Below are 23,054 nucleotides of genomic sequence, written 5' to 3'. Positions count from 1 at the left end.
TAAGGGAATTAACTTAGAAGGTGATTTACATAAATAAAATATCTTCTTACTAGTTTACCTCTGGCAAGAAACCATAAGTCTTACTATATTCTAACATTTGAGTAACAAAATCTTTCGGTTGTGTTACATTTATCTTAGTAATTTCTCCATTCTCATTCATTTCAGGAACTAATACTGGATTTACAAAACCACTATAAGGAGCAGAAGTAAATTGTTCGTTCCTTTTTAGGACTTCTGCATGAATATCTTGATCCACCTTCACTCCATAACCTTCTACTAATGCCTCAGCTGCCTTAAAATCACCTTCGGATTTAATACGTTGTGTCTCTCTTAGAAGACGACCAAAAATTTCACGTAGCTTTGTATAATCATTAATATTATAATATGTTTTCCCTTCTCTAGTCACTTTTTCGATCACATTATCTTTTTCTCCTTGTTCAAAAGCCCAAGCACTCACCCATTGGCGATTACGCATATGCGCTTCTTCTACATCATCACCTAAATTAAGGCGAATTAACTGTGTCATTAATCCATTTCTTATATAACCATCATAAGCTGCTTTTCCAACTTTTTCCCAATCATCAACCAATCCTAATTCTTGTAATTTTGGATCCATTAAATAATATAACCCTACTAAATCGGCACGCCCTTCTTCCATAGTAGATGCGTAATTCTTTAACGTCTCTTTAGTTTCACCAACTCCAGGATTTAGTTGTCCAGAAGCATGTCCGACAACTTCGTGTAAAGCTGTATGCAATTTATCTCCCAATTGCCCATATTTCTCTTCTAATTCGTATTCTTCATCATCGTGAACAAACTCTTTAAGACGACCTGATCCACCAGCATTATTATAGGCATTAATAATATTACCTAAAGAAACTGATTTAGATCCAACTGCTGCTCTAATCCAATTAGCGTTAGGAAGGTTTACTCCGATTGGTGTACTTGGGGATGCATCACCTGCTTCTCCAGCAACTGTAACTACTTTATAAGTTACTCCAACTACACTATCTTTTTTGTGCTCATCCATTAATGGAGAATTATCCTCAAACCATTGTGCATTTTCTGATAAAACCGCCATTTTCTTAGACATATCAAAGTCTTTGATCTGTACTATTGTTTCATAAGAACCTCTATATCCCAATGGATCATTATATACTTCGATAAAACTATTGATATAATCAATATTACCTTCGGTAGCTGCAGTCCATGCTACATTATAATCATCCCATGTCTGTAAATCACCAGTTTTATAATACGCTATCAATAATCCTAATGCATCTCCTTGTGCTTTATTTTCCGCAACTCCTTGTGCCTTTTCTAACCATTTGATGATCTCATCAATAGCAGCTCCATATAAACCTCCAGATTTGTATACTCTTTCTTTTAATGCTCCATTTTCTTTAATTAGCTGAGAATTTAAACCATATGATAAAGGTTTTTTAGGATCTGGAGATTTCATATTAGCGTAAAAAGAAGTAACATCCTTATTAGTAACACCAGGCCCATAAAAATTAACTGCTGATGAGGCTACATTATCTACTCCTTTTGCTTGATTTACCTTTTTAGAGTCATCCTCATTAAAAATTACGTTCGTGGCATCTTCTGATAATTCAGTCTTAGTTTCTGCTAAAAGAGATACTAAATAATCCTTATCAAATTCTGGCTTGATTTTATCATTACTATAATGATGATGAATTCCATTAGAAAACCATACTCTCTTTAAATATGTTTCAAAAAACTTCCAATCATTAGTAGTTTTATCTCCTGCATAAGAGGTATACACTTTTTCTAAAGACTTTCTAATTGCTAGGTTATGGCGATAGTTTTGATCCCACATAATATCTCTTCCACTTAAACCAGCTTGTGTAAGATAATATACTAACTTTTGTTCTTTAAGAGAAAGATTTTCCCATCCCAGAATTTGATATCTAAGCACTTTAATATCTGAAAATTGCTCCACAAGATGATCGAATTTTTCTTCTTTCACTTCTTGTTTTGTTTCTTCTTGATTAATCTGATCCTGTATACTTGGATCCTTTTTACAAGCAATTAGCATTACACTAACTGTCATAAAAAATATTATACGATTAAGTTTCATTTGTTTATGTTTATTGTTTCCAGCAAATGTAACGAAATAAAAAAAATCACTTTTTTAAATACTTACCAAGTCCTATCTTAATAAGACATAAAACTAATAACATCATAACCTATTGGAAATCTTAAAACTAAAACCCATTTTAAAAATTGATTATATTAGCTTCTGAAAAGATCTAAACTAACTAACATGAAAATCATAAAATATCTATTCTTTCTTCTACTTATCTTAATTATTGGTGGTAGTGCTTATGTCGCTATGATTGATGGTAAATTTCAGCTAGAAGAAAGTAGAGTAATTGACGCACCTGATGAACTCCTTTTTAACACTGTTAATGAATACAAAACATGGAAAAAATGGAACCCTTGGATGGATAATTCTGATGATTTAATTTTAGGATACGGAAACCAGACCAGTGGTAATGAAGCTTCTTATAGCTGGAAAAGTGAAACACAGGAAGATGGAAAAATGAAGACAGTAAAAGTTGCACCTTTTTCTAGTATCGAACAAAAACTCTCTATAGTTCTTCCGGTAGTTGATGAAATTACTAATGACGTTTATTGGAATTTTGAAAGACTTGAAAGTAATAAAACTAAAGTCACTTGGGGAATCAAAGGAGAACAAGGCTTTATGGAAAAATTATTTTGGATGACAAAGGATAGTACTATGTCTGAAAGTTTAAGACCTATGTACAAAGAAGGACTAGAAAAACTAGATTCGTACGCAAAAGAAAAAATGAAAGAATATTCTATCAATGTTGATGGAGTTACAGAACACCAAGGTGGTTTTTACATGTATATGGCTACTGCATCATCTATTGCGGAAATTTCTCAAAAAACGGAGCAAATGATTCTTTCGGTCGTATCATATGTGCAACAGAATAAACTTCCACAAACTGGTATGCCTTTTACTCTTTATAATGAATATAATGAAGCTCAAGGAACGGCTATTTATTCGACGGGAGTACCTATTAGAGAAGAAGTAATTACGCCTTCTGACAGTAATATTTTATGTAGCTCATTACCTAAACAAAGAGTTGTAAAGATAACTTTAAATGGAGATTATATAAACTTAAAAGAAGCTTGGGAGACTGGCTATAAATATATAGATCAAAATGGACTAGAAGCTAATCCAGAGTCTTCTGCTTTTGAAGTTTATAGGTCTAATGCAACCTTACAACCAAATCCGGCAGCTTGGATCACAGAGATTTATATACCGATAAAATAATAGATACTTATACTAAATGAAACAATTACTTCTTGTATTTATAGGAGGAGGCACAGGTAGTGTAGCAAGGTTTCTTATCAGTAAATACCTAAATAATGAAGCTACTGGAATTCCTTATGGAACTTTTGCAGCAAATATTCTGGGGAGTTTTCTGATTGGTACTATATTAGGACTAGCTCTAAAAAACAATGTTTTATCTCAGAATACCATTCTATTTCTCGCCACAGGTTTCTGTGGAGGATTTACAACATTTTCCACTTTTGCCTATGAAAACCATATGCTTTTAAGATCTGGTGACTTTATAAACTTTGGTTTATATGCTATAGGTACTTTTGTGATAGGATTTCTTTTAGTATTTTTAGGAATGTGGATAGCAAAAATGATATAAAGATTTTTATCCGCTTAAACACCATAAAGAATAAATGAAAAAAATAGAAGCGATCATTCGTAAATCAAGATTTAAAGAAGTTAGAGATGCATTGCACGAAATAGAAGTGAACTTCTTTACGTACTGGGATGTTACTGGCGTAGGTAATGAACAAAAAGGTCACGTATATCGAGGCATTAGCTATAGCACTACAGATATACAGCGTAGGTATCTATCCATAGTTGTTTCTGATGAATTTGAACAAAAAACTGTTGAAACAATTATCAATGCAGCTAAAACCGGAGACGTAGGAGATGGAAAGATTTTTGTGTCAGAAATACAAAACACCTACAGAATACGAACTGGTGAACATGGTAATCAAGCTCTAAACTAATTTTTTTATACATATATTGAAAAGGCTTACCTATTGGTAGGTCTTTTTTGTTTAAGTGATATTCTTAACTTTTATTTTTAAATAATTTAACAAATTATAGACCTTAAAGTCACTTTTTTATCTCCTTTTTCTAAAAACCCACTTTCAAAATTCTTAAAAAATCACGAATTAAACATTAATGTCTAATTTTTTAAGGGCATAAAATTGAAAATATGTAAAAATAACTACTCAACCCCTATTTTTTATTGGGGTAAAATTGTTTTAACATAGTTTTACAGCTCCAATTAAAAACAAATTAATACCAATTAATGTTTATTATGAAAACAAAAACCGTAACAAAACTTTTCAAAAAAGTATGCCTTTTTTCTCTTGCGCTAGTTAGTTTAACCACCGTAGCACAGGAAGAGGAAGAAAAAAAATGGTTCGATAACTTTTCGGTTAATGGATCCGTTGATGGATATTTTAGATATAATTTTGGGGCACAAAATGACAACTCCACAGCACCAGCAACTTCTTTTGCTAATCAATCTGGATTTGCTTTAGGAATGGCTAATCTAATACTTGGCTATGAAGGGGAAAAAGTAGGATTTGTAGCTGATCTTGTATTTGGCCCAAGAGGTGAAGATGCTGTATTTCTTTCAGATGGTTCTTCTCAAATCGTAAACCAGTTATATGCATACTGGAATGTATCTGAGAAAGTTAAACTTACTTTTGGAAATTTTAATACGTTTCTAGGTTACGAAGTAATATCACCTACAGGTAACTTTAACTATTCAACATCATATATGTTCTCTTATGGACCTTTTTCTCATACAGGACTTAAAGCAGATTTTGCAATCAATGATAATTGGTCTGCAATGGTAGCAGTTATGAATCCAACAGATTACACAGAAAATAACCCTTTTGACACCTATATTTTTGGAGCACAAGTTGGGTATGCTGCTGATAACGGTAGTGCATATTTAAACTTTAGATATGGAAATGAAGGTGAACCAGGATTAGTAGGACCAACTTTTCAGGTGGATCTTACTACAGGTTGGGATCTTTCAGAAAAATTTTACTTAGGAGTAAACACTACTTATTTAACTACAGAAGATCAAGGAGATGCTGATGCATCTGGATTTTATGGCGTAGCATTATACCCGCAAGTAAAAGCAACTGATAATTTTAGTATTGGATTAAGAGGTGAATACTTTTCTGTATTCAACGGAGGCTTAGTTGATGTAGTAGGTTTAGATGCCGAAGGTGATGGTAGCGTAATTGCTGCGACACTTACAGGAAGTTATGATATTGGTGACCTAACGCTTAAGCCTGAATTAAGATTAGATTCAACTTCTGAAGATTTCTTTTCGGATAATGATGGAGAAGCAACAAAAAGCCTTTCATCTTTTGTTCTTGGAGCCATCTATAAATTTTAATATATTATAGTTTAATATATTTGTTTGTTTATGCAAAAAGCGCTCTGTTTATTCAGAGCGCTTTTTATTTATTTGTTTACTTCGTGTATATCATATTTCTTAACTCCCACAGGTATTTCTAACTCTAAATGATTTTCTTCTGGAGGAATTGGGCAAGAATATCTTGCACTATAAGCACAATATGGATTATAAGCCATATTAAAATCAATAAGAATTATATCTCCCTCTGGTATCTTAAGATCTATAAAACGCCCTCCTCCATAACTAGTTTCTCCATTGGTTAGATCAGTAAAAGGAAGAAAAAGATAATCTTCATATTCTGATTGTGTCTTTAAACCTTGATTTTGATATATATTCAATGTCCATTCTTTTTCTTGAAGTGTAAAATGAGCTTCTCCAAACTTAACATAAATAGGTTCTCTATCCGTTGTAGTTTTCATAATAAACGGAGTCTCATATGGGGTTCGAACAAACTCTGCCGTAACACTATACGTGGTATCAATATGAAAAAAATCAAGCTCTTTAAATACTTTAAAATCTTTTGGGGTTAATGGTGATTCTTCTTCGGATGCAAACTCCTTATTAAGTTCATCCTGAAATATTAATATTTTTTTAATGGTCGTAGAATCTTGAGCCATCACATGACTAAAGAATAATATTAGTAAAAAAGATAATTTATGCACTGTCCCCTTATTTTTTTGCAAAAGTACAAAGCATTAACAATAAACAAGTTAATATTCTCTAAAATTGCTGTTAGTTTTTCGACAAAAGGTTACTTTTACCAGTTTTCAGAAAACCAACCATCAATACATTGAAAAAACTTTTCAGAAATTATATCGATACTTTTTCTGGCTTATCAAAAGAAGTTTGGTGGTTAGCACTTATTACCTTAATTAATAGAATGGGTGCAATGGTAATACCTTTTTTATCTTTGTATCTATCCGACAATCTATGCTTCTCTCTTGGCCAGATTGGTTGGGTAATGACTAGTTATGGACTGGGTTCTCTTTTAGGTGCTTGGGTTGGAGGAAAATTAAGCGACAGCATTGGTTATTATAAAGTAATTTTAGGTTCTTTACTATTAACAGGCCTCTCATTTTTTGTTGTTCAATATTTCACTAGTTTTTGGAGTATCTGTATCAGCTTTTTTGTATTAATCGCGGTTGCCGATGCTGCACGTCCTGCTTTTTTTGTAGCACTTAGTGCCTATAGCAAACCCGCAAACAAAACTAGATCTTTAACTTTTATTAGATTAGCGATAAACCTAGGGTTTTCTATGGCTCCTGCTTTAGGTGGTTTTATGATTGCAACAATTGGTTATTCTGGATTGTTCTGGGTGGATGGAGTCACTTGCATTATTGCTGGAATAATTATGATTAAGACCTTACATCCTAAAAAAGCTAGAATAATTGACAAAGAAATTATTGTAGATAATCCAACCCCAGCTTATAGTGATGGAGTTTATATGATTTTTCTAGTAGCACTAACACTCTTCGGGTTTATTTTTGTCCAGTATTTTTCTACAATCCCCTTGTATTACAAGGAAGTACACCTGCTTTCTGAAAGAAATATAGGATTAATCTTAGCTATGAATGGAGTGTTAATTTTTATTTTTGAAATGCCATTAATAGCCTATTTAGAATCCACTTCAATATCTAAAATTAGAAATGTAATGAACGGGTTTCTTCTAACCGGGATCAGCTTTATATTGTTATTAATAACTCCTTGGACTGGGATTGTCATTATAGGTATGATCATAGCAACACTTGGCGAGATGATTTCGTTTCCTTTTGGAAATGCTTTTGCTTTAGACAGATCTAAAAGAGGTAGACAAGGTGCATATATGGGATTATACAGTATGTCTTTTTCTTTTGCTCATATATTTGGACATAATTCTGGAATGCAATTTATAAATCAGTATGGTTATAATAACACTTGGATACTCATGACTATAGTTTCTGCAGTAGGAATACTTTTATTATTCATTGTAAAACAAAAAATCAATAAAGAAAATACTTTAAAGGCATTAAATTCTAATTAAGAAATAAATTATGAGATCTATATTATACGCCATTTTTCTATCAGCAATAATAATTAGTTGTCAAGAAAAATCTATTTTAAGTAACAAAGAACAAGTTAAGGTATTAAAGAAAGAGAAAACTTTCCCTAAACTAGAACCTAACAGATATAATGTAGCTTTTTTATTGATGGATGGGACTTACAATACCGAATTCACTGCTCCTTTTGATATTTTTCAACATACTCAATATCGAAAAAACATTAAACAAATGAATGTTTTTACAGTTGCCAATACAGATGAACCAATTACTACTTTTGAAGGTGTAAAAATAATCCCAGATTATAACTACTTAAAAGATGTCTTACCTAAAATTGATATTCTAGTAGTACCAAGTGCAGAGCATCATCTGGATACAGATTTAGAAGATGAAGCAATGATAAATTTTGTAAAAAAAGTGAATCAAACAGCTTCTTACATAACTTCACATTGTGATGGTGCTTTCGTATTAGCTAAAGCAGGAATATTGAACAATGTAGTTTCTACAACGTTTCCTAGTGATATTGACAAAATGCGAGAAATGTTTCCTGATTTGGATATAAGAAAAGAGGTATTATTTGTACATGACGGAAAATATATCACATCCGCCGGCGGAGCTAAAAGTTTTGAGGCAGCCTTATATTTATGTGAACATTTATACGGAGCGGAAATTGCTCGATCATTAGCAGGTGGGCTTGTAATTGATTGGAATTTAGAAAACATACCGCATTTGGTAATTTCAAAATAGATCTGGAGTACACTAAAAACATAAAAGCGCTCCGATCAAGGAACGCTTTCATCAATTTTAGGGCTAATTACGTACTCTCTTTAGCTTCAAGATTTGGGGTCTTTCAGACTAATGTCCTCACACCTAATAGGCCCTGATGTATTCCAAACTAAAATTTTAAATCCATATCGTCATACAATTTAAAATGTTAATTCTGGCCATACACCGAAGTATTTTTTAAGCACATGTAAATATATTGTAAAAAAATTGTTAACACAAAATTTTTAACGATAAAAAACAATAAAAATCGATGAAATACACAAAAATGTATTTATCAAAGGTTTTTTTATCAATAAAAATCGATTAAAGTTTTATTTTATACAGTAATTCTCCCCTTTATTCTTTAAAAAAATCTGTTAAAAAAGAAAAGCGATCTTTTTCAAGATCGCTTTTTCATACGGGGCAAATTACGTACTCTCTTTAGTTTTTAGATTCGGGGTCTTTAGACTAATGTCCTCACACTTAATTTATCCCAATGTATATTCCAAATTAAAATTTCAAATCCATATCGTCATATTTCTTGATATGTTAATTTCTACAATACACACCGTTCATATTTTACGTGTTATAAAGATATATGAATTTTTACTTCAAAACCGTAATCTAAAAAAAAGTTATTAACAAAATATCGATTAAGTGTTATTTACTATCGTTAAAATACGCAATAACTTACTTTTTAGTCAAAATTGAAATACTTTGAAGTCCCCAAATATTGTTTGATAATACCATTATATTCTTTTGAAACCCTTAGAGCTAAAGTCCCATCTATGTTATAAAGTGATTCTATTTCCTTATATCCTTGTTGAAGCATTTTTTCTAAATAAAAAAGGGCTGTTTCATCGTCTTGATCAATCGTACTTAATGAAATAATATTTCGGTATGATTCAAAATCATCTTTATCTACTATCGTACTCAGTATATTTAAAAATATTTTCCTGTCTTCTTCTTTCTCCTTATTAACTAATTCCTTTTTATAATCAGATAAAACGTTTTTTAGAAAACCTCTTAATCTTATTACCATATTCGTAACATGTACCCCTCCTTCTTTTTGCCTTTTTTCTAATTCAGTCATTTTATATTGCCACCAGCCAAGGTTATCATATTGGTTAAGCTCTATATCTTCCTCCAATGAAAAAAACAAAGACTGCCTTAAAAATATTTCTTGATTTTGATGTCTAGTTATAAGTCTCTTTTCTTTCTTATAGCTATTAACTTTTTTGATTTCTTTTTTTTCTTCTTTAAGGTTATCTACGTTAAAATAAGAATCATATCTACTCATCATTTGGGTTAGCTCATCATATGCCCGTATATACTTACCTTCTTTTTTCAGTAAAGAAACGAGTTCTTTATCTCTCTTATATCTATTAGCAATCCAAACAGAATCTTTTGGTATCATTCCCTTAGCCATAGCATCCAAGGTAAAATATGGTAATGCTTTTGATATTACCTCCGAAGATGGAAGTTCATCTTTACCATCAAAAAAGGAAACTTCAGAACTTATTTTTTTCCTTTTAAAATACTTATCAATATCTATAAAATCAAGCGTTCTAAAATTTTTGTCCCCAACCATTCCTACATATGAGAAATTCTTATTTCTACCTATTTTTTGATAATAGTTATAACTATCGCCAATAGCAATCGCGCCACTGAAATGTTTGTATAAAAGAGGCAATGAGGTATTTAGAGGAGCATCTTTCCCTACTCCAAAAACATACATTCTTTCATTTTGAATTGGAAAAAGAGAAACCATATGTTTTATAAAAAGAGCAATATAATTGGATTTTTCTTCGGAACTTAATTTTTCTGAATAATTAGAAACCACTACTATGTATCCAAACTCCTCTGCTGAATTTTTAAATACATTGGTAAATTCATTCATCCTTCCTGTACTGTCAAACCCAAAAAGTATTGGCCAACCTTTGTTTAAATCTAAAGATGTCGGTAAATAAATACTATAAACCCCTTTACTAGAAGGTACTGTCAATGAATCTATAACCTGTCCTTTTTTTAGTCTTAAAGTATTTTGACTATATGAATAAGTCACAGTACACAAAAACACATAAAACAATATATTCCTAATAGAAGTAAATTTCATATTTAAAAATTTTGACTAAAATAAGAGCAGCAAAAAAAATGCCATTCACATCTTTTATTATATAAAAGTGTATCTGAAATTATACTCCAATGTTCCCTAATTCTACACCTTCTGAGTAGGCAACTTTAATATCATGCTCGCTAAATGCTTTTTTAATCTCTTGATGGGTTATAAAGGTAACTTCCCAAAAATCATCGGGTTTTACATAAGGTCTTACAGCTATCAAAATATTATGAGAATCAAAATTTTCAATTCCAATTTCTGTTTTTGGTGAATCTAAAATTTTATCAATTGGAGCTATGGCATTCTCGATTACACGCTTAACCTTAGAAAAATCTTCATTATACGGCATTGTAACACCTATCTCTAAACGTACTACACCTCTCTTAGAGTAATTAGCAACAACATCATCGGTTATTTTAGCATTAGGAATAATTAAAACTTTATCTCCAGGAGTTATTACAACAGTGCTAAAAATACCTATTTCCTGAACCTTTCCAAAAGAATCACCAACCTGAATCCAATCTCCTGCTTCGTATGGTTTTAGAAACATAATTAAGATTCCTGATGCAAAATTACCTAAACTTCCCTGCAAAGACATCCCAATGGCAAATCCAACCGCAGCGAGAATAGCTAATAGCCCTGATAAATCTACTCCTAAAATTGTAACAATCGCAAAAATGACAGCTATCTTTAGAACTACCGATATAATCGAAAGCAGGAAAGGGCGCATAGTATCCGAAATACCCGTTTTTTCTAAGGTTTTATCTAATAATTGAAGTACTTTTTTAATGATTTTGAACCCTATCCAAAATACCAAAGCAGCTCCAATAATTCTTGGAGCGAAAAAGACAACTTTATCAATGGCTATTTCAAAATATTCGTATAATTTTTCCATGGTGCGATTTTTATAATATCTAAAATAGAAAAATAAAATAAAAAAACGCTCAGAGTTTTGCTCGAGCGTTTTTCTTATCCTTTTCCCGTACTATCTTTAGTTCTTTTGAACCAATGTCCTCACACAAGATTTTGATAAATTCTATACACTTATATAGGTATCAAATCTTATGCCAAAAAAGCAAATAACGAGCTCTAAATCAATTTATTTTCTGAAATAGCTCTTTTATATTTTTTTAGTTCTTTAGACACTCTTGGCGCCATCAAAAATAAACCGATCATATTAGGAACGAGCATAGAAAAAATCATTGCATCAGAAAAGTCAGTAACAGCAGTGAGACTAGCTGCAGAACCAATAATTACGCAGATACAAAATATACTTTTATAGATATATCCAGTGAACTTTCCTCTACCAAATAAATAAGACCAGGCCTGATATCCATAATAAGACCAAGAAATCATAGATGAAAAAGCAAAAAGGGTAACCGCAAAGCTTAATACATATGGAAACCAAGAAATACCACTCTCTAAGGCTTTAGCAGTAAGTAAAACTCCTTGCTCATCAGAGATTTCTGTTCCTACATCAATTTGTCCTGTAATTATGAGAACAATAGCTGTCATCGTACAAATTACCACAGTATCTATAAAAGGTTCCAATAACGCAACTAACCCTTCACTTGCTGCATATTTAGTTTTTACCGCAGAATGCGCGATAGAAGCTGAACCTATTCCAGCTTCATTAGAAAAAGCAGCTCTTCGAAATCCCTGGATCATCACTCCTATCATTCCACCTGTTATCCCTTCTGGACTAAAAGCTCCATTTATAATAGCATAAATAGCATCTGGTATTACTCTATAATTAATAGCTATAACGGTTATTACAGCTACTACATACAAAACAACCATGGAAGGCACTATTTTATCAGTTACCTTAGCGATCTTTTTTATACCACCAATAATAACAATACCGACCAGAATAGCCATTACTAATCCAAACAACCATCCTTTTCCATAGATAAAACTATTTTCAGCGCCTGTTACATGTTCGAATAATTTAAAAGCTTGATTAGCTTGGAACATATTGCCTCCCCCAAAAGATCCACCTACACACATAATTGCAAAAATTATGGCTAAAATTTTTCCTAGATTAGTAAGTCCTTTTTCTTTTAAACCTTTACTTAGATAATACATTGGACCGCCATACACCGTACCATTTTCGTCTATTTCTCTGTAAGCTACCCCTAAAGTGCATTCAACAAATTTGGATGCCATTCCCAAAAAACCTACTAAAATCATCCAAAAAGTCGCTCCTGCTCCTCCAATAGATAAAGCAATCGCTACACCTGCCACATTTCCTAAACCAACTGTTGCTGATAAAGCTGCAGTTAAAGCTTGAAAATGACTAACCTCGCCTATTTCACCTTCTATCCTAATTGTATCCGGTTGATCGCCTTCTTTTGTATAAACTGATTCTGACACCTCCAATGGAGCAGAGGATTCTAGATCATCATACTTACCTCTAACAATATTTATTGAAGTCCAAAAACTCTTAAAATTTATTCCTTTAAAATAGATTGTAAAATAAGATGCTCCTACTAACAAAACGACCAAAACCCAAGGAATTCCAACTTGAGAAGTAATTGGTATTTCTGCAAAAATACCATCTACAAACCAATCTGTAGCATTCTTAAAACCTTCATTAATGTTTTGATCAATAGTGCTTTCTAGTTTTTCCTGCGCATTTGTATATACATACGCAAAAAAAGAAATACACATTGCTGTAATTTTCTTCATCTGTTCCGAGTATTATGATTTCGGACGAAGATTGAATAAAACTAGCTTTAAGAAAAGATTACGTACTGATCAAAATCGACATTACGTATGCTTAAGCATATACTTAATCAGTATTTTTATTTTGGATACTAGCGTACTTTAGTAATTCATTGGCTTTAGCAAATGCGATAAGTTGTTCTTTTCCATCAGCTCCACTAATTTTAAGTACTTTCTTAATCTGGTAAATATGGGTTTGAAAACCATCTAAACTAATATTCATAGCTTCAGCAATCTCGGTATATGATTTACTAGCTCCACACGCTCCTAGATTTCCTAACACTTCTTTTTGTCTATCAGAAAGTGCTATTCTTGTAGATTCTTCTAATACATTAATTTTTACTTCACTTTCTTTTAAGCGTTTTTGTAATGTAGTAATTGTATCTAAATGACTTTCGTTAGCTACTACTAATTTTTCTTGCTGTTTTAGTAGCAGCTGTTTTTCTTCAAGAAGGACCTCCAGTTCCGTTTGTTTTAGTTCTTTTTCTGAAAGAAATTTCCAACTATATAATAAAATGGAAAATAGCAGGATAAATAAAAACTTGAAGGAAACTCCAGCAATTACTCCAAGTAAACTCCAAAATTCCTGATCTATGTAACCCAGTACTTTATCTTGTGGTATAATTCTATGTGTTACAGCAATTACGATAAGTACAAATAACAAAAAACAAGGAACTACCATAAATTTCATAGCCCGGTTTGCAAAAGCTTTGCTTAGTTCATTTAATAAGGCAAATGCCACAATTAAAGAAATTGGAATATCTATAAGCCAAATAAAATTATTACTAATCTCTGTATTACTATAAGAAGTGACGATAAATACAAAAGCAATCATTGCTAGAACACCACTAAAAAGTGTTACAAACTCTTTCTCAGAAAAACGCTGTACCAATCTAACCACGATATTACGTTCTTTCTGATGTTCTATAGATGGTAATGACAGTAAAATACTAAGTGAATTGGTTAAAGAAATAAATACTCCCAGATAAATGACAATCTTATTAGTGGTTTCAATATCTATTAATTGGACCAATATAACATTTATGAGAGCGCCCAACCCCCATAAAAAAATTGCAAATCCGAACCATTTAATACCACTAATCGCTATAGAAGACTGATTCTTTATCTTCTCTTTATAATAAATCCTATGTATTACGAAAGCAGTAATTAAACAAACTATTGCCGTAACATAATATTCTAAAGTAACGTACATGATATTCTAAAGATAGTATATATTTTATTTATTATTTCTATTCAAAATCGGGTTGTTTTCGACCACATTAGATAAAATAATATGAGTTTTAGCCTCCCCATACGTTATCAACCTGTCTATAAAACCCTGAAGATGAACCTGATCCTCCAGAACTACTTCCATAATAATATTTTCATTACCAGTAATTCGATAACAATTAAGTACTTCTTTAAATTCAGATATTTTTGATAGAAATGGTTTTAAACGTCCCATAAAAGCTCTTAAAGTTATAATAGCTTTTAGTTGATAACCCGTTTTGGCATAAGAGACTTTGGTTGTATATCCTTCAATAATACCATAATCTTCCATTTTTTTAATTCGTTCGGCAACAGCTGGGGAACTTAACCCCACGCTTCTTCCTATTTCCGCATTAGATAGTCTCGCATTCTCCTGTAATAATTGAAGAATTTTCCAATTTGTGATATCCATTATAATTTTAAGTAAAAAATAGAATTTACATTATTTTCTAAAGCAAATTAAACATTATACCTTAAAGTAAAAAGCAATATCCCTATAAATACTCTTAATTTTGACTTAACCATGAATTCGAGCCCTAAAAATAAAATATTATATAAAAAAGCTATGGAAATACTCATTCTATCAAAGAGTGTTTCTAAATATTTAGTTCATGATTTTTCTGCGTTAGAGAAAAACGGAAATGAAAATCCTTTTATTTATTTTACGGGTGATATTATAAAAGATTCTGATTCTTTAGTTCCTGAAATTCTTAAGGCAGAAAATCAAGTTTTCCAAAATGATCGTTTAAAACATGCTTGTTTATTAGAGAATTTAACTAATAAACTTTATCGAAATTGTCAACGACTAGAACATTCTGAAAGTAATGGTAAAGATTTTGTTAGACTACTTCGCAAAGAGGTAAAAAAGTTCAAAAAACTTCAGCGTAACTGGATGATGTCCTTATAATCAATTTATGGATAAATCAACTTCCTTATTTTCTTAGTAAGTTCCTTCTGTTTCTGATTAGATTGATATAGATTGGGATTATTCATAGAGTGTGCAACAGCAAAAATCTGGAATCTCAACCTTTCTAGCATTTTTTTTGTTTGCGGATCTTCTTTTTCGTCTAGCTTTTCTAATTTCCCCAACTCTTTTTCCCACCAAGAAAGATCAATTTTATCAGGTTTTTTATAATCTTCAAACAGACGTGTAGTAAACTTCTTGGTCAAAGTAACTTCTTTATCAAATGCCTTAGACACAGATTTTAATAAATTCTTATATTCTTTACTCTTGCGGATTACTTTTAATTTATCCACAATACTATCCAATTTATAAAACGAATTATAAGTAGTCAAAGCGCGTTCATAATTTTCTACAGCGATTAGTAAATCTCCTTCTTCCTGCGCCTCTAATGCAGTGTTGTAAACTTTTTGATAATTCTTATAAATTTCTGAATCATCTTTTTTACGAATACCTTGAAGATGTGCCTGAATTTCGAGCCAATCGAATGCTCTTAAAATTTGATCAGGAGGCGTCCAACTATGATGACCATCATAGGTTATTAATGTGTTTGTAAAATTTAGTTTTTGTAAATATCCTTTTGCACGAATCATTTCTTGATAATTCATATCCCTATCACCACAAACACCGGCATACGCAAAACTCTGCGTACTGGGAACATGAGAAGATTCTAAAGAAAAGCCTGCACCACATCCTACAACGCCAGCTACTTGATTTGTTAATACTGCAATGGCCGAAGCTAAGCGAGATCCTCCAGAGAAGCCAGATAAATATATTTGATCTTGCTTAATCTTAAAATTAGCGAACATAAATTCGAACAAACGATTGGTAATATCAAAATTACGATCGTACGGTCCATTTTTAGTGTGATTGGAGCATACTAATATATATCCATAAATTTCAGAAGCTTTAATAAACTGTTGTATTCCTCTTTTACCTTCTGCTCCTGGATCAAAAATAAAAACAATTGGTGATGTTACATTGGCATCAAAAGCACTAGGAAGATACATCGCAAATGTCTCTTTACTTTTATCAGAGACAAGAATAGAATCTATGAGTTTTCCTGTTTCATAGGTTTGAGCAAAAGTATTTACACAAATACTCAATAATATGATATATCTTAACATTACTTATATCTTTTGAATCAATTACTTACCTTTTGAAGGTTATTTCCTCCCAATTGATCGAAAATAAAGCAAATAATTTACTGGTTTATATAGTTAGATGAAGATAAAAAAATAAAATTTATTCCCTAAAAAAGTTTTATATTTTATTACTAATCAGCTTTATAGAAAACTATTGCTAAAAAAACACAATCAGATCAATCTTTAGATTCTAAAAACTCTTTTTCTTCTGTTGTTAATACAATAGCATTAGAATTAATCACGTTAGACGGGAACATTTTGTAAATCGGTTGTTCTAAATCCACTACCCCAGTATTTCCAAACCTCCTTTTTTTGGATTCTTTTAGAACAAAAAGATCATTTTTAAATTTAGTATCATAGTTTTTGTTATCATAAGATAAAGTCACATTAGCTTCTATACTAAATTTACTTAGACTATATTTTTTATCAACTTTCTTAGCAAAATTATACGAGATAACCTGACTTTTACTTTCATACTCATATTCTCTATTAGAAAAAGTAGAAGTCTTTTTCTTTATATCATTACGTAATTCAATCTCCTTAACAAACTCGATAACTGCTTGCGTTTTTTTATCAAAAACGAACCTGCCTTTTGTTCGGTTAGCTATTTCATTAACGTTCTTCCAGTCCGTTGTAAAGGAAACTATTATAACATCAGATGAAGATACTTCTACCGTTTCTTCTATCATTCCTGAATATTTCAAAAATCCAGCTATAGCTACATCTAAGTATGTATTAAGTAATAGACTTTTAGTGATAATATGTCCACTAGATTCTGGATTAGATTCGCCTTTATCATTAATATCAAAATCCATAGGAACGTTCTTGCTTTGACTAACAGTACCTAATTTAAGTTTTATGTTTCTCTCTAGTTTTCTATTATTAAAACCTGCATCTTTTGTCCAGATTTTAAGATCCGAAAGGATTAGACGATGTATTTTATCATCCACTAATAGGGTTTCCTTAAAAGAACATTCTTTTTCTGTTGGATAATCCACGTATAGGTTATAATAATTATCCAATACATATTGCAACGCTTTTCTTAAATCAAAAGAGTTAACAATTACCTCATCTAGCTGAACATCATCGGGTTTTAAAGAAATAGTATTTAACAGTGTTATTTCTTTTGGTGTTATAGTTACATCTTGATAATTAAGATGGGAGATCGTTAATATCTCTTCTCTAACGATAATATTTGCAGCACCATCAGCATTTGTATAACTTCCTTCTTCTAGATTAGCATATAACAAATGAACTCCTTCTATTGGCATATTAGTAAGCTCATCAACAATAATAATTTGTTTTGTCTGAGATGCTCCAAAAGAATGAACAAGAAGAGTAAATAAGAGTATTACACGGTATTTGTAAAAGTTCATAAGATGTTTTTTAATGCTACATCTATAATCAAAAATCTTGCCGCAACCTATAGTTTACTATTTTCATTATTAATCTTATTTATATCTTTTACCGTGTTTAATCACCATATCAACATCTTGCAATAAGTTTACATGTCTTAAAACATCTCCTTTTACTGCTATAATATCAGCAAACTTACCTTCTGTAATAGTACCTACTTTATCAGAAACTCCCATCCAAACTGATGGCCAATACGTAGCTGCTTTTATTGCATACATAGGATCTATCCCAAACTCATTTACCCACACATCTAATTCATTCCAAGTAGATTGACTATGAAACTTCATTGGGATACCACTATCTGTTCCAATCATAAGCACAACCCCTGCATCCATTAATTGTTTAATCTTCGTTTCTAATGTTGGTTTACGTAAAGGTGTTAATTGAAAATAAGGCAAACGATCTTTATGCGCAAAACTATTTTTTATATCTGTAATTATAGTATCATGAAGCCCTCTATGCCAAGAATCATTATCTAAATGCTCTCCGTTATCCCTTACATATTCATAATTATATAATCCTTCTACCGTCGGACACCAAAATAGTGGTCCAAGATTCATTTGAGCAGTGCGCTCTTTAATCGCATCCATTACATCATCCGGATATCTAGGAGCAGATGACAAACCTGTATGTTCAAAACAATCCACATTAGCGGTAAGTCCTGCTCTTATTTCTTGTGGTCTATGTCCATGAGCAACTACTTTTAAATTGTACTTATGAGCCGTATCAACTACAGCTTTTAATTCTGTAGTAGTCATTTGATCTTGATCGATTAATTTTACACAGTCCACACCTGCATCTGCTAATTTTTTGATTTTCTTTTTGGCATCTTCTGCCCCATTAATTCCCCAACGAAATGCTTCGGTTCCAGGATACGGTTTCTTTTGGATAAAAGGTCCTGAAACATATAGGGTAGCTCCCGGAATTTCTCCTTTATTAATTCGATCTCTTACAGAAATACTTTCTTTAAGCGGACCTCCAAGGTCTCTGGCACTAGTTACTCCAGCCATTAACAACTGCTCTGCAGAAGAAGGCATAATTACATCTTCTAATAGTGGTGGATATGTTTTATCCCAGTACGTATAATCTGCATGACCATTAATCATGGTATGCACGTGCATATCCCAAAGCCCTGGTAAAACTGACATTCCTTCTGTTGAAATCACCTCTGCATTTGCCGGCACTTTTAAGGTTTTGGTTGTACCTACTGCTTTGATTTTGTCATTCTCAATAATTATGACACTATTTTTTATTGGAGTTGCTCCAAAGCCGTCGATTAATGTTCCACCGACTAAAGCTTTTAATGATTTTTGCTGTCCAAAAGCGCTACAGCAAACAAGGAATAATATTATGAGTATTCTTTTCATGATGAGTTGTGTTTCTCTAAAGATAGAAAAACTAACAGAAAAGAAAAATCCCGCGTCAAAGCGGGATTCTATAAGTTTTTGATAGTATTAAAATTGAAAAAAATATTTCAATTACATATTCCTTCGATATTGCCCACCTACTTCAAATAATGAAGAAGTAATTTGACCTAAAGAACATTTCTTACACACTTCCATTAATGCTTCAAAAATGTTCTGATTAGTAACCGCTTTTTGCTGTAAATCTTTTAATAATTCAGAAGTTTCATTTGTATTTCCTTTCTGCAATTCATTTAACATAGTAATCTGATATTGCTTCTCTTCTTCTGTAGCACGAATTACTTCTCCTGGAGTTACCGTTGGAGATCCTTTAGAACTTAAGAAAGTATTTACACCTATAATAGGAAATTCACCTGTATGTTTAAGTGTTTCATAATACAAACTTTCTTCTTGTATTTTACTACGTTGATACATGGTCTCCATAGCTCCTAATACACCTCCACGCTCTGTAATTCTATCAAATTCTGTAAGTACAGCCTCTTCTACCAAATCGGTTAATTCTTCGATAATAAAAGATCCCTGAATTGGGTTTTCATTTTTAGCAAGTCCTAGTTCTTTATTAATAATCAACTGTATTGCCATAGCACGCCTTACAGATTCTTCGGTTGGTGTAGTAATAGCTTCATCATAAGCATTAGTATGTAATGAATTACAATTGTCATAGATCGCATACAATGCTTGCAACGTGGTACGAATATCATTAAAGTCTATTTCCTGAGCATGTAATGAACGCCCAGATGTTTGAATATGATACTTAAGCATCTGCGCTCTAGCATTAGCACCATATTTGTTTTTTAAGGCTTTTGCCCAAATTTTACGAGCTACTCTACCAATTACAGCGTATTCTGGATCGATACCATTAGAGAAGAAAAAAGATAAGTTTGGTCCAAACTTATTAATATCCATTCCTCTACTTAAATAATATTCTACATATGTAAATCCATTAGCCAGTGTCAATGCCAATTGTGTAATTGGATTGGCTCCTGCTTCTGCAATATGATATCCAGAAATCGAAACTGAATAAAAATTACGAACTTGCTTTTCTATAAAATATTCTTGCACATCTCCCATTAATCGTAGAGCGAATTCTGTAGAGAATATACAAGTATTCTGAGCCTGATCTTCTTTAAGAATATCGGCTTGCACAGTTCCACGCACTGTATTAAGTGTGGTAGCCTTGATCTCTGCATATATATCTATCGGCAGTACTTGATCTCCTGTTACACCAAGCAACATTAATCCTAATCCATCATTTCCTTCTGGAAGATCTCCTTGATATGCAGGACGCTCAACTCCTTTTTCTTTATAAATCTTCTTTATTTTAGCCTCAACCTCAGCTTCAAGATTATTTTCTTTGATATACTTCTCGCAGTTTTGATCGATCGCGGCATTCATAAAAAAGCCCAATAACATTGGTGCAGGACCATTAATAGTCATACTAACAGATGTCATTGCATGAGTAAGATCAAAACCAGAGTATAGTTTTTTAGCATCATCAAGACAACAAATAGAAACTCCAGCATTCCCAATTTTACCATAAATATCAGGTCTATGATCTGGATCATTTCCATATAATGTTACAGAATCAAAAGCAGTAGATAAACGTTTTGCCGGCATCCCTAAACTAACATAATGAAAACGTCTATTCGTTCTTTCTGGACCACCTTCTCCTGCAAACATACGTGTAGGATCTTCTCCTGTACGTTTAAAAGGATACAACCCGGAGGCAAAAGGAAACTCTCCAGGAACATTCTCTTGTAGACACCATTTTAAGATATCTCCCCAAGCTTGGTACTTAGGCAAAGCTACTTTAGGAATTTGACTATGTGATAAAGACTCGGTATGAGTTTCTATTTTAATCTCTTTATCCCTAACCTTAAAAGAGTAAATTGGATCTTTATACTTCTGTACTTTTGCCGCCCAACCGATTATCGTTTCCCAATTATGAGGATCTAGATTTAATTTCACTCGGTCAAATTCTGCTAATAAAAGTTTTAAGAAATCTTCATTTTCATCATTCTTTACTTTTCTAAGTTGTTCTTCCTCAACACCATTTTTAGATAAACCTAAAAAATCTAGATTAGCTACACTGCATATCGTTTTATAGATTCCATATAATTTCTGAGCTACATCTACCTGGGTACTAGCCGTTTTATCATATGCCCTATTATTTTCAGAGATCTCAGATAAATATCTCGTTCTACTTGGAGGAATTACAAATATCTTTTCAGACATTTCCTTAGAAATATGAAAATCTGATTTTAAATCTGCGCCTGTTTTCTCCACCACCTTATCCATAATGGCTTTATAAAGCGTATTCATTCCCGGATCATTAAACTGCGAAGCTATAGTTCCGTATACTGGCAAATCATCTTGTGGAGTATCCCATAGTTGATGATTACGCATATACTGTTTTTTTACATCTCTTAAAGCATCAAGCGAACCTCTTTTATCAAATTTATTAATAGCAACTAAATCCGCAAAATCCAGCATATCTATTTTTTCCAACTGAGTAGCGGCTCCAAACTCTGGAGTCATAACGTATAATGAAGTATCACTATGCTCTAGAATTTCTGTATCTGATTGTCCTATACCTGAAGTTTCTAAGATGATAAGATCAAATTCTGCAGCTTTTAAAACTTCGATAGCCTCTGCCACATATTTGGATAATGCTAAATTAGATTGTCTTGTAGCTAATGAACGCATATACACTCTAGGCGAATTTATAGCATTCATCCGAATACGATCTCCTAACAAAGCTCCACCAGTTTTACGCTTAGATGGATCTACAGAAATTAATCCAATTGTTTTATTCGGAAAATCAATTAAGAAACGTCGAACCAATTCATCTACAAGAGAGGATTTACCAGCTCCACCAGTTCCAGTAATACCCAGAACAGGTGTTTTTGATGTTTTATTTTTTTCGTGTATTTGATCTAATGTGTCCTTTGCTACTTCTGGAAAGTTTTCTGCCGAAGAAATCACACGAGCAATCGCACCAATTTCTTTATCTGCTAAATGCGCTCCTTCTCCATTTAAATTATCTCCAATAGGATAATCAGATTGTTGCACTAGATCATTAATCATTCCTTGCAATCCTAATTCTCTTCCATCATCAGGAGAATAAATCCTAGTAATTCCATACTCCATTAACTCACTAATCTCCTCGGGTAAGATTACTCCACCTCCTCCTCCAAATATTTTAATATGTGAAGCTCCTTTTTCTTTAAGTAAATCATACATATACTTAAAGTATTCATTATGTCCTCCTTGATAAGAGGTCATTGCAATAGCATTGGCATCTTCCTGAATTGCACAATTCACTACTTCCTCAACACTTCTATCATGTCCTAAATGTATGACTTCGACTCCGGTTGACTGAATAATACGACGCATAATATTTATCGCTGCGTCATGACCATCAAATAACGATGCTGCAGTTACAATTCTAACTTTATTCTTGGGTTTATAGGGTGCAATTTGTTCCATTGACAATAAAAAGTGTTTTAATAGGTGCTAATTTACGAAATACGCATCAAAAACCGATATTTTTTTAGAATTATATAATTTCAATAACTCTAACTATCGTTTTATTATTTATAGTTCAAATTTACGTTTATTATTTTTCAATTCCTGTAACAAAAGGACATTCCATTGGTCAATATAGTAC

At 32.2% G+C, this 23,054-nt stretch carries 18 protein-coding genes; 7 read left to right on the top strand and 11 right to left on the bottom strand.

Going from position 1 to position 23,054, the window contains the following annotated elements:
• Positions 1-49: 49 nt before the first annotated feature.
• Positions 50-2,101, bottom strand: a complete 2,052-nt coding sequence (locus tag J8L88_RS12695) for a dihydrofolate reductase (protein ID WP_211060910.1) — start codon at positions 2,099-2,101, stop codon at positions 50-52.
• A gap of 186 nt (positions 2,102-2,287) precedes the next feature.
• Between J8L88_RS12695 and J8L88_RS12690 the strand changes: the two genes are divergently transcribed.
• From J8L88_RS12690 to J8L88_RS12675, 4 genes are all read left to right on the top strand, one after another.
• On the top strand, positions 2,288-3,325 hold the full coding sequence (locus tag J8L88_RS12690; RefSeq protein ID WP_211060909.1) for a GyrI-like domain-containing protein: 1,038 nt from the start codon (positions 2,288-2,290) through the stop codon (positions 3,323-3,325).
• A gap of 16 nt (positions 3,326-3,341) precedes the next feature.
• A complete protein-coding gene (gene crcB, locus J8L88_RS12685; protein WP_211060908.1) occupies positions 3,342-3,713 on the top strand; it encodes a fluoride efflux transporter CrcB in 372 nt (123 codons plus the stop codon).
• A gap of 34 nt (positions 3,714-3,747) precedes the next feature.
• Positions 3,748-4,086: a P-II family nitrogen regulator gene (locus J8L88_RS12680; RefSeq protein ID WP_027395446.1), complete on the top strand. Its 339-nt coding sequence runs from the start codon at positions 3,748-3,750 to the stop codon at positions 4,084-4,086.
• Between the two features lie 317 nt (positions 4,087-4,403).
• A complete protein-coding gene (locus J8L88_RS12675) occupies positions 4,404-5,504 on the top strand; it encodes a porin (protein WP_118389953.1) in 1,101 nt (366 codons plus the stop codon).
• Between the two features lie 68 nt (positions 5,505-5,572).
• On the opposite strand, the gene J8L88_RS12670 is transcribed toward J8L88_RS12675, so the two are convergent.
• Positions 5,573-6,187, bottom strand: a complete 615-nt coding sequence (locus J8L88_RS12670; RefSeq protein ID WP_371813660.1) for a DUF1684 domain-containing protein — start codon at positions 6,185-6,187, stop codon at positions 5,573-5,575.
• Positions 6,188-6,315: 128 nt separating this feature from the next.
• Between J8L88_RS12670 and J8L88_RS12665 the strand changes: the two genes are divergently transcribed.
• Both J8L88_RS12665 and J8L88_RS12660 read left to right on the top strand, forming a co-directional pair.
• The gene (locus J8L88_RS12665; protein WP_211060907.1) at positions 6,316-7,545 is read left to right on the top strand and encodes an MFS transporter; all 1,230 of its coding nucleotides are present in this window, start codon (positions 6,316-6,318) and stop codon (positions 7,543-7,545) included.
• Between the two features lie 10 nt (positions 7,546-7,555).
• On the top strand, positions 7,556-8,308 hold the full coding sequence (locus J8L88_RS12660; RefSeq protein WP_118386877.1) for a DJ-1/PfpI family protein: 753 nt from the start codon (positions 7,556-7,558) through the stop codon (positions 8,306-8,308).
• 715 nt (positions 8,309-9,023) lie between these two features.
• Here J8L88_RS12660 and J8L88_RS12655 read toward each other — a convergent pair.
• From J8L88_RS12655 to J8L88_RS12635, 5 genes are all read right to left on the bottom strand, one after another.
• The gene (locus J8L88_RS12655) at positions 9,024-10,442 is read right to left on the bottom strand and encodes a hypothetical protein (RefSeq protein ID WP_211060906.1); all 1,419 of its coding nucleotides are present in this window, start codon (positions 10,440-10,442) and stop codon (positions 9,024-9,026) included.
• Between the two features lie 79 nt (positions 10,443-10,521).
• The gene (locus tag J8L88_RS12650; RefSeq protein ID WP_027395440.1) at positions 10,522-11,340 is read right to left on the bottom strand and encodes a mechanosensitive ion channel family protein; all 819 of its coding nucleotides are present in this window, start codon (positions 11,338-11,340) and stop codon (positions 10,522-10,524) included.
• Between the two features lie 194 nt (positions 11,341-11,534).
• The gene (locus tag J8L88_RS12645; protein WP_211060905.1) at positions 11,535-13,133 is read right to left on the bottom strand and encodes a sodium:alanine symporter family protein; all 1,599 of its coding nucleotides are present in this window, start codon (positions 13,131-13,133) and stop codon (positions 11,535-11,537) included.
• Between the two features lie 103 nt (positions 13,134-13,236).
• Complete coding sequence (locus tag J8L88_RS12640) at positions 13,237-14,382, bottom strand: hypothetical protein (protein ID WP_118386883.1); 1,146 nt, start codon at positions 14,380-14,382, stop codon at positions 13,237-13,239.
• A gap of 24 nt (positions 14,383-14,406) precedes the next feature.
• Positions 14,407-14,850 (bottom strand): Lrp/AsnC family transcriptional regulator, encoded by a 444-nt coding sequence (locus J8L88_RS12635; protein ID WP_247666477.1) that lies wholly within the window; start codon positions 14,848-14,850, stop codon positions 14,407-14,409.
• Positions 14,851-15,003: 153 nt separating this feature from the next.
• Between J8L88_RS12635 and J8L88_RS12630 the strand changes: the two genes are divergently transcribed.
• Positions 15,004-15,345: a hypothetical protein gene (locus J8L88_RS12630; RefSeq protein WP_233557568.1), complete on the top strand. Its 342-nt coding sequence runs from the start codon at positions 15,004-15,006 to the stop codon at positions 15,343-15,345.
• Between the two features lie 5 nt (positions 15,346-15,350).
• Here the strand turns inward: J8L88_RS12630 and J8L88_RS12625 are convergent, their stop codons facing one another.
• The 4 genes from J8L88_RS12625 to J8L88_RS12610 form a co-directional block, all read right to left on the bottom strand.
• Entirely contained in the window at positions 15,351-16,526 is a 1,176-nt protein-coding gene (locus J8L88_RS12625) for an alpha/beta hydrolase (RefSeq protein WP_027395435.1), read from the bottom strand.
• 194 nt (positions 16,527-16,720) lie between these two features.
• Positions 16,721-17,920, bottom strand: a complete 1,200-nt coding sequence (locus tag J8L88_RS12620; protein WP_211060904.1) for a hypothetical protein — start codon at positions 17,918-17,920, stop codon at positions 16,721-16,723.
• Positions 17,921-17,995: 75 nt separating this feature from the next.
• The gene (locus tag J8L88_RS12615) at positions 17,996-19,327 is read right to left on the bottom strand and encodes an amidohydrolase family protein (RefSeq protein WP_211060903.1); all 1,332 of its coding nucleotides are present in this window, start codon (positions 19,325-19,327) and stop codon (positions 17,996-17,998) included.
• 111 nt (positions 19,328-19,438) lie between these two features.
• Positions 19,439-22,873, bottom strand: coding sequence for a methylmalonyl-CoA mutase family protein (locus tag J8L88_RS12610; protein ID WP_211060902.1), 3,435 nt, complete (start codon positions 22,871-22,873; stop codon positions 19,439-19,441).
• Positions 22,874-23,054 lie beyond the last annotated feature (181 nt).

It is taken from the genome of Aquimarina sp. MMG015 (assembly GCF_018100855.1).
Lineage (GTDB): Bacteria > Bacteroidota > Bacteroidia > Flavobacteriales > Flavobacteriaceae > Aquimarina > Aquimarina latercula.
The sequence above is the reverse complement of the archived record's forward strand: the minus strand, read 5'-3'. Positions and strand labels throughout refer to the sequence as shown.